At 70.2% G+C, this 8,727-nt stretch carries 10 protein-coding genes; all 10 read right to left on the bottom strand.

Going from position 1 to position 8,727, the window contains the following annotated elements:
* Positions 1-250 (bottom strand): hypothetical protein (locus GEV28_RS24615; protein WP_291414555.1); only part of this gene is annotated, 250 nt, incomplete at its 3' end.
* Positions 251-936: 686 nt separating this feature from the next.
* A complete protein-coding gene (locus tag GEV28_RS24610) occupies positions 937-1,800 on the bottom strand; it encodes a PaaX family transcriptional regulator C-terminal domain-containing protein (RefSeq protein ID WP_291414554.1) in 864 nt (287 codons plus the stop codon).
* Positions 1,801-1,869: 69 nt separating this feature from the next.
* Positions 1,870-2,394 carry a methylated-DNA--[protein]-cysteine S-methyltransferase gene (locus GEV28_RS24605; protein ID WP_291414552.1) on the bottom strand — a complete coding sequence of 175 codons (525 nt, stop codon included), beginning with the start codon at positions 2,392-2,394 and terminating at the stop codon, positions 1,870-1,872.
* A gap of 47 nt (positions 2,395-2,441) precedes the next feature.
* Positions 2,442-2,681 carry a helix-turn-helix transcriptional regulator gene (locus tag GEV28_RS24600; protein ID WP_291414550.1) on the bottom strand — a complete coding sequence of 80 codons (240 nt, stop codon included), beginning with the start codon at positions 2,679-2,681 and terminating at the stop codon, positions 2,442-2,444.
* A gap of 7 nt (positions 2,682-2,688) precedes the next feature.
* Entirely contained in the window at positions 2,689-3,540 is an 852-nt protein-coding gene (locus GEV28_RS24595; RefSeq protein ID WP_291414549.1) for an ABC transporter permease, read from the bottom strand.
* Positions 3,537-4,418 carry an ABC transporter ATP-binding protein gene (locus GEV28_RS24590; RefSeq protein WP_291414562.1) on the bottom strand — a complete coding sequence of 294 codons (882 nt, stop codon included), beginning with the start codon at positions 4,416-4,418 and terminating at the stop codon, positions 3,537-3,539. The genes GEV28_RS24595 and GEV28_RS24590 overlap by 4 nt, the downstream gene beginning before the upstream one ends.
* 153 nt (positions 4,419-4,571) lie before the next feature.
* Entirely contained in the window at positions 4,572-5,696 is a 1,125-nt protein-coding gene (locus tag GEV28_RS24585) for a hypothetical protein (RefSeq protein ID WP_291414547.1), read from the bottom strand.
* Positions 5,697-5,735: 39 nt separating this feature from the next.
* Positions 5,736-6,545, bottom strand: a complete 810-nt coding sequence (locus GEV28_RS24580) for an enoyl-CoA hydratase/isomerase family protein (protein ID WP_291414545.1) — start codon at positions 6,543-6,545, stop codon at positions 5,736-5,738.
* 10 nt (positions 6,546-6,555) lie between these two features.
* On the bottom strand, positions 6,556-7,371 hold the full coding sequence (locus tag GEV28_RS24575; protein WP_291414543.1) for a siderophore-interacting protein: 816 nt from the start codon (positions 7,369-7,371) through the stop codon (positions 6,556-6,558).
* Entirely contained in the window at positions 7,368-8,696 is a 1,329-nt protein-coding gene (locus GEV28_RS24570; protein ID WP_291414541.1) for a lysine N(6)-hydroxylase/L-ornithine N(5)-oxygenase family protein, read from the bottom strand. The genes GEV28_RS24575 and GEV28_RS24570 overlap by 4 nt, the downstream gene beginning before the upstream one ends.
* Between the last annotated feature and the right edge of the window lie 31 nt (positions 8,697-8,727).

Here is an 8,727-nt window from a genome sequence, read left to right as displayed (position 1 = left end):
TCTTCGGCAACCGGGTCGTCAGCGTGATGGCGAGATCGAGCCGCTCCTGCGCGGCGCGGGGTGAGATCACCAGCAGCGCCGCGACCTCCAAAGCATCGAACTCGCTGCCGCTGGCGGCGGCGAACACGGCGAGTTGTTCAAGTGAGTGTCCCTCGTTCTGCCAGGCCGCTCGCGTGAACCCGCGCGCCGTAGCCAACGGCACCGCCTCGGGGGAAGCATCCTCGGGTAGATCGACAATCGGCTCGCACATATGGTCGATTCTACCCGACCTGCAGCACGGTTTCCGTTGTACGGCAACAGTTTCACCCCATCGGGTCGGCACACACCCGCCGTGACCGCAGGCAGACCTCGGACCGGCACACTCTCCTGGCCACTGACGTGACCAGCGAGCACGGGAACCGTCGCCGTGATCCCGCACCGGCGCAGATGACCAAGGACGGCCACGGACAACCCGGCTGGAGAAAGCCTTGTCACCCAACACGTGTCCGGCGGCAAGCTGATGGGCACATACCCGATCCATCCCGTCGCGGTCCTGTCAGGCCGGTGACAACCCGTACCTGACACGGTTGCTGGCCGCGCATCGCAGCGGGGACACTGCGGCGGGGACACTGCCGCGTTTCGGCTGCTGGCGGACAGGGCCACTCCCATCCCAACACCCGAGCGATGCTGCGGTCGAAGAAGACCGCGCACACCACCCGCTACGACACATACGCCACCACCTACCTCGGCGGCGTCCTGCTGGCCGCCATGATCATCCACGACCGCGCCCGCAACTAGTGTCCCCCGCCGGAAGTCCGGTGCGTAAGTCGGCGAGTCCAGGTTTCTGCTGGCAAGGCGCCGATTCGTCCTCGTACTGGAGCGTACTTGGGCGGATCGGCAACGCCGCCAGCAGGAAGCTGGGCCGGCGAATTATGTGGCGAACTTCCGGCGGGGGCACTAGCAGACACGACCTGATATGTCGCTGACCAGCTGGGCCCAGCGCTCCAGGGCTGGCGCGCGCCAGAGCTGGTGCTTCTCGTTGAACAGGGCCGTCGCCGTTGTGCCGCTCCACTTCGGGGGGAGCAGGTCGGCGGGGAGTTGTGGGTCCAGGAACGGAAAGCGGCGCCACTCGTGCACCAGCTGGGTCTGCGCGCGCAGCACGCCGTCCGGCGAGTCCGGCGCCAGCGCGGCGAACTCGGCGATGAACGCGTCGTAGCGCTCGGCCACCTCGGTGAGGTTCCACGCGCTCGCCACCATGCCGCGTTCCTGGCCGAGCGCGCCGTAGTTCGCCAGGAACGACATCGCCTGGCCGGACAGGTCCAGCTCGTCCAGGATCAGCTTCGCGTCGGCCTCGGCGCCCGGGTGCGGGGTCACCCACACGCCCGCCGTCGGCGAGCCGAAGCCCGCCCAGCTGAGCCGGGTGCGGAGCTTGTGCCGCAGGTCGCGCATGGTTTCGGGCACGGACACGAGCAGCACCAGCCACCGGCCGTCCCATCGCCGGTCGCCGCTGCCGAAGCCGTAGATCCGCTCCGCGCCCTCGGCGAGCAGCCGCCGGCCGGGACGGGTGAGGCTCCAGCGCACCCGGCGCCCGACGCGGTCGGAGCTGAGCCAGCCCTCGGCCGCGGTGCGGGCCAACGCCTGCCTGGCGGCCTTCTCCTCGACGCCGAAGAGCCCGAGCACGTCGACGAGCATCGCGGTCCACACGGGGGTGCTCGACGGCAGTACGAACTCGCCGAGGACCGTGGTCAGCAGCGAGCGAGCGCTGCCGCCCCCGACCTCCCGCCGCCGGCTGACAACCGGCCGCGGCCCTCCCGCCGCCATGGATACTCCCCACATTCGTGCCGCATCGTCACGAACAAGTATCGCATCATGGCCCGCGAAACGAACTGTTTACCACAGGCCGGGCGGCAGGTATCCCTCGAGCGTGAGCAGCCGCCGCTTGGACTCGACACCGGTGCCACCGCTGAACCCGCCGAGCCCGTCGCCGGCGACGACGCGGTGGCACGGCACGACGATGGGAATCGGGTTGCTGCCCATGATCGAGCCGATGCCGCGCGGCGGGATCCCGGACCCGCTGCGGTTGGCCAGCTCCCCGTAGGTCACGACCTTGCCGTAGGGCACCGTCTCGTACAGCGTGCCCAGCACCCGACGCTGCGCGGTGGACATCAGCCGCCAGTCCACGTCGAGGTCGAACGCCTGCCGCCGGCCGCCGAAGTACTCGCGCAGCTGCGCCAGGATGCCGGAGGCCGGTGACGGGTCCTCCGCATCCGACAGACCGAGCCGGGCCGCGATCGCCGCGCGGATGTGCGGCGAGTCGGTGAACGCGGTGGCCACCAACCCGTCGGGGGTGACCGCCGCGAGTACGTCGCCCAGCTCGGTCGGCACACTGCCGAAAGCCACGCTGCTGTCCGCCATGTCAGCCATTATGGGTACCTGACCGACAGAAAAGGCCAGCCTAAGGCCTAGGCCGATTGTTCGGAGTCACCGATTCGGGGGAACGGCGAGGTGGAGAAGACCACCTCGACCGCCACCTCGAAGTACTCGGCGATGCGGAGGGCGAGGTACAGCGACGGGCTGTACTCGCCCCGCTCCAGATAGCCGATCGTCTGGTAGTGCACCCCGAGCGCGTCCGCCAGCTGCCGGCGTGAGACCCCTCGCTCGACCCGCAGGACCGCGATCCGGTTGTAGATGACCTCGCTCATCGGGCACTCATGTCGTCCGCTGCATCGCCTTCTCGCGCCGCTCGGCCACGCTCGAGCCCGACTCCCGGCGGGCCATCCTGCGCAGCACGATGGGCGCCACGACCAGCCCGACGACCGCCCACGCGCCCAGCACGCCCACCGTCTCCAGGTGCCGCCAGGACTCCCCGATCTCCACCGCGGCGAGGTCGCCCGGCAGCATCGCCGAGCGCATGCCGAGGCCCAGCCAATAGATCGGGAACACCTGCGCGACGCCCTGCAGCCACTCCGGGAACGACGAGATCGGGTAGAAGATCCCGGAGATCGCGACCAGCCCCATCACCGGCATCATGATCACGCCGGCGTTGCGCGGGTTGGAGAACAGCGACCCGAAGATCGCCCCGAGCGGCAGCGTCGCGATCAGGCCGAGCACCACCACCCAGGCCAGCGTGAGCCACGCCGTGACGCTGGTCAGCGCGAGGCCCTCCAGCATGAACGAGCTCGGCAGCAGGATGATCGCCATGCTCGCGATCATCATCCCCGCGACGAGCACCAGCTTGCCGACCAGGTAGCCGAGCATCCCGTTGGGCACCGCCTTGGCGCGTAACAGCGTGCCGTCCTCGCGCTCCAGGGCCAACGCCATCATCAACGTGACCAGGCCGCTGAAGGCCACGCTCATCCCCAGCATGCTCGGCAGCGTCCGGGACCCGAGGTTGAAGTTCGTGCCGGGCACCGCGGCGCCCTTCATGAAGAACAGCACCACCAGGAAGATCACGGTGGGGAAGAAGTAGTTCCACAGGTCCTGGGCGTTGGTGAAACTCTGCCGGAGCTCGATCCGGCCACGGGTCACGCCGGCCCGCGCGGCGACCATCGTCGGGCTCACGGGTGCACCCCCTCGAACTCATGGATCGCCGCGTCGCGGCGGCCCGACTCGAACTCCTTGACCATCACCATGTAGACGTCCTCCAGGCTCGCCCGGCGGACCTCGAGGTCTGCGACCGCGGTGTCGTGCTTGACGAACAGCTCCCGCACGAAGCCGGTCGCGTCCAGCGTCGAGTGCACGAACCGCTGGCCGTCGACCGTCCACTTGACCTCGGCCTCGGTGGACATCCGCCGGGCCAGCTCGTCGGCCGAGCCGTCGGCGATGATCGTGCCGCCGGCCAGGATCAGGATCCGGTCGGCCAGCTTCTCCGCCTCGTCCAGGTCGTGCGTGGTCAGCAGGATCGTCGTGTTCTCGTCGGCCAGCCGGTGCACGACGTCGTGGAACTCCCGCCGCGCCTCCGGGTCGAAGCCGGCGGTCGGCTCGTCGAGGAACAGCAGCTCCGGCCGCCCCACGATGCCGATCGCCACGTCCAGCCTGCGGCGCTGGCCGCCGGAGAGCCTGCTGATCTTCTTGTGCGCGTGCTCGGTGAGGCCGACGACCTCGATCAGCTCGTCCGCGTTCCACGGCCGCAGGATCCGGTCCGTGGAGTACGGCCCGTAGTACAGGCCAAGGTGTTCGAGCAGCTCACGCACCCGCCAGCGCCCGTGGTCGCGCCACGACTGCAGCACCACCCCGAGCCGCGCCCGCCAGTTCTCGTCCCCGCGCGCCGGATCCACGCCCAGCACCGAGAGATCCCCGGCCGAGCGCATCCGGAACCCCTCGAGGATCTCGATCGTGGTCGTCTTGCCGGCACCGTTCGGGCCCAGCAGCGCGACCACCTCACCGGTACGCGCGATGAAGTTCACCCCGGTCAGGACATCTGTCGTCCCGTACCGCATCCGCAGATCACGGACATCGAGAACAACGTTCTCGGCCACCTGGCGCTCCTCCCGCACCGGCGCGTCCGCCTCGTCAACCACGGCCACGGTCCACCTCCTATCGAATGTGTCAGTCAAACGATAGCAGGTGTACTACATATCATCGCAAGGGTCTTATTCACGAGCGCGGATCGTGATCACCGTGACGATGGTCTGCGCGACCCGTTCGGAGGCCGCCGGGAGCAGCCAGGTCTGGTTCGTCGCCTCGATCCGCACCGCGGGCCCGGCCGGCACCTCGACCAGCCGGGTCCTGCCCTCGACCGGCGCCCAGGACACGTCCGTGCGCTGCTCCTCGACCCGCACGTCGGTGAGCGCGGACCATGGGATGACCACGCGGGGCGTGCTGGTGCGGCGGTGCCGCCGCCGGGTGCCGATCCGGTCGAGCACCAGCCGGTTGTCCTGGACCCGCAGCCGCGCGCGCTGGCGAGGCAGCCGGAACGCGATCTCCATGCCGGAGGCGACCACGTCGGTGGCGATCGGCCGGCTGAGCACGTGCTCGGCGAGCCCGCCCAGCGCGTGGCTCGACCAGATCACCGCCACGCCGAACGCGATGTCGGGCAGTGCCTCGGCCAGGCCGTCGGCGTCGAACGCGATCCGGGTGAGCAGCCCGAAGAAGATCATGACCATCGCCATCGCCAGGCATGCCGCGGGCCAGGACGCCATCCGGTGGCGGCGCACCAGGAACCCGGCCGTCACCAGGGCTGGCAGCAGCGCCTGCTGCCAGGACGTCGCGAGGTTCTCCCGGAACTCCGCGCCGAAGGAGGTGCGCGGCCGGTCGACGTACGACGAGAACAGGTCGTGGAACGCCAGGTCCGACCACGTGCCGAGCACCAGCGCGCCCATCCACGGCCCGAACGCGGCCAGCAGCATCAGCGGCACCGCGACCGCCCAGCGCAGGGGGAGCCCGGGGCCGTCGGGCAGCGGCATCGACGACGTGCCGGCGAACGAGGCCGGCACCGGGTGCGGCTCGCCGGCGGCCGCCCGCGCCCTGCGCCTGGTCCGCCGCACGCCGGCGAGAGCCACCAGCCCGGGCAGGCCGAAGAAGCACGCGGCGAACAGGTATCCGAACATCGCGCCGACGCCTGTGCTCTCCACGTTCACCGCGGCGCCGACCGCCGGTACGGCCGCGCCGACCGCGGCGGTGAGGCTCAGCAGACCCGCCGTCGCGCACAGGATGCCGACAACCAGCATCCCGACGATCCCCGTGTCGTCGGCGGCGTTCTTCCGCGCAGGTGTCATCGTGTTCCCCCCGAGAGGCCTGCGCGGGACCGTACCGCGCTACTCGGCGGCGGGCCCGGAGAACTCGGGACGGCGCTTGCCGCGGATCGCCGCCACGCCCTCGGTGACGTCCGGCCCGTCGAAGCCGAGGAACTCCAGCCCCAGCGACGCGTCGAAGATCGGCCCGGCCTGGCGCAGCCAGTTGTTGAGCGCGTACTTGGTGAACCGGATCGCCGACTGCGAGCCCGAGGCCAGCCTGCGGGCGACCTTCAGCGCGGTGTCGTGCAGCTCGTCCTGGTCGACGCACAGCGACACCAGCCCGATCCGCTCGGCCTCCTCGCCGGACAGCGGCTCGCAGGTCAGCAGGTGGTACTTGGCCTTCGCCATGCCGCACAGCAACGGCCAGACGATCGCCGCGTGGTCGCCCGCGGCCACGCCGAGCTTGGTGTGCCCGTCGATGATCCGGGCATCGCGGGCGGCGATCGACACGTCGGCGAGCAGTCCCGCGACCAGACCGGCGCCGACGGCCGGGCCCTCCATCGCGGACACGATCGGCTTGGAGCAGTTGATCACGTTGTAGACGAGGTCGCGGGCCTCACGCATGACCCGGATGCGGACCGCGAAGTCCTCGGACATGTCGGTGATCAGGTCGAGGTCGCCGCCGGAGGAGAACACGCCGTCCTCGCCGCGGATGACCGCGACCCGCACGTCGGGGTCCCGGTCGATCGACGGCCAGACGGTGGCGAGGTCGCGGTGGCCCTGGTGGCCGACGGCGTTGAGCCGGCCGGGCGCGGACATGGCTACCTCGAGGATCCCGTTGTCGAGATCGGCGAAGCGCAGGCTCGGGTACTGAGCGGAGTAGTCGTACACGCCCCCATGCTTACTCGATGGGGCTGCCCAGCAACCAGTAACCCGAGAAGTAGATGAGCTCCTTGTCGACGCCGCGCTCGTTCACGAGGTGCCGGCGCAGGTCGGTGATCGCACTCGACTCGCCGGCCAGCCACGCGTAGGGCTTACCGTCGGGGAAGGCGGTGCGGGCGATCGTCTCGCGCAACAGCCCAGCCTTGTCGGCGGAGCCGACCGCCGGCCTCCCGCCGCGGGACAGCCAGGTCAGCCGGACGTCGGCCGCGGAGTCCATCGGCGTCATCTCGGCGAGCGAGTCGACCTCGAGGAACACCAGCGCGCCTCGCCCGGCCGGCAGCGACTCGACGATCGCGGTGATCGCCGGCAACGCGGTGTCGTCGCCGGCGAGCAGCATCCAGTCGGTGTCGGCAGGCGGCTTGCACTCGTAGCCGACGATCGGGGTGTGCCGGGCGTCCGGGGCGAGGATCGCCACCCGGTCACCCGCGGTGGCGCGGCCGGCCCAGGTGGAGCCGGGACCGGTGTCGCCGTGCAGGACGATGTCGACGTCGAGCTCGCGCTCCGCCGGCCGGAAGTGTCGGATCGTGTAGGTGCGCATGAACGGTCGCTCGTGCTCGGCCATCGCGCGGTACTCGCCGTACCAGTTCTCACCGCGCGGCACGACCGGCTCGTCCTGGCCGGGCAGCGGGAAGAACAGCTTGATCCGCTGGTCCAGCCCGGCGCTGACCATGTCGGCGAGCTCCGGCCCGCCGAACGTGATCCGCCGCAGGTGCGGCGTGAGCTGCCTCGTCCGCACGACCTCGGCGCGGAACAAGGCGTACGGAGTGAGGCTCACGGTGCGCTCCACGCGCTCATCGCCAGAGCCGCGCGCGGTGCGGCCTGCCGGGCCGTGATCGACTCCAGGATCTGCCCGGCACGCACCGCGGTGGTCGACAGCAGCGAGGAGGAGATCCCGTGCGTGTGCTCGGTGCTGCCCTGCAGGTAGAGGCCGCAGCGCAGCTCGGCGTCGGTGCGCACCCGGTAGTCGCGGGCGACGACCGGCCGGTCGCGCTCGTCCCGCCGGCACAGCGCGCCGAGGTCGCCGAGCAGGCGCAGCGGGTCGACCGGGCGGTAGCCGGTGGCGTAGACGACGATGTCGCAGTCCAGCACGGTCTTCTCGTGCGTGGCCAGCGACTCGACGGTGGTGCGCACGCTGTCGCCGGCCTCGACCGCCTCGACCACCCGGGAGACGTTGAACAGGCGCAGCCGCGGCGTGCCGAGCACCTTCTCCTGGTACGTGCGCCGGTAGAGCTCCTCGATGAGGTCGGTGTCCACGACCGAGTAGTTCGTGTTGGAGTGGTAGTCGAGGATCATCTCCTTGACGTGCTCCGGCGCGGTGTAGAAGTGGTCCACCGCATCGGGGTCGAACACCCGGTTGGCGAACGGCGAGTCGTCCGACGGGCTGTAGCCGTAGCGGGAGAACACGCCGCAGACCTCGGTACGCGGGAAGCGGTCGTGCAGGAACTTGGTGACCTCGGCGGCACTCTGGCCCGCGCCGACCACGGCCACCCGCCGCGGATCCTCCCCGAGGCGCTCGACGCGGCCGAGCAGGTCGCGGTTGTGCCAGACCCGCCCGGACAGCGTCGCGCCGTCGGGCAGGTGCGGCTCGAGGCCCACGGCGAACACCAGGTTGCGGGCCCGGCAGGTCGTGGTCTCGTTGCCGTGCCTGGCGGTCACGTCGAAGCTCTCGACCGTGCCACCCTCGGTGACCGGCCGCACGGCGATGACCTCGTTGCCGTAGCGCACGGTGTGGTCGAGCCGGGTCGCCGCCCACTCCAGGTAGTCGTGGAACTCGACGCGCAGCGGGAACAGCGACTTCTGGTTGATGAAGTCGACCAGCCGGTCCGCACTGTGCAAATAGGACAGAAAGCTGAAGTCGCTGTTCGGGTTCCGCATGGTGACGAGGTCCTTGAGGAAGGACACCTGCATCGTCGCGTCCTCGATGAGCATGCCCCGGTGCCAGCCGAAGCGCGGCTGCCGCTCGAGGAAGAGGCCGGACACAGGTTGCCCGGTCTCGTTGTGTTCCGCGGTCTCGTTGTGCTCCGCCATGGCGATCGCCAGAGCCAGATTCGACGGTCCGAAGCCGATTCCGACCACGTCGTACACCGGGTTCTCTGGCATCGACCAACCTTCCCTAGTCCGTGTGGCGCGG

Source organism: Actinophytocola sp., from assembly GCF_009379765.1.
Taxonomy (GTDB): Bacteria; Actinomycetota; Actinomycetes; order Mycobacteriales; family Pseudonocardiaceae; genus Actinophytocola.
The sequence above is the reverse complement of the archived record's forward strand: the minus strand, read 5'-3'. Positions and strand labels throughout refer to the sequence as shown.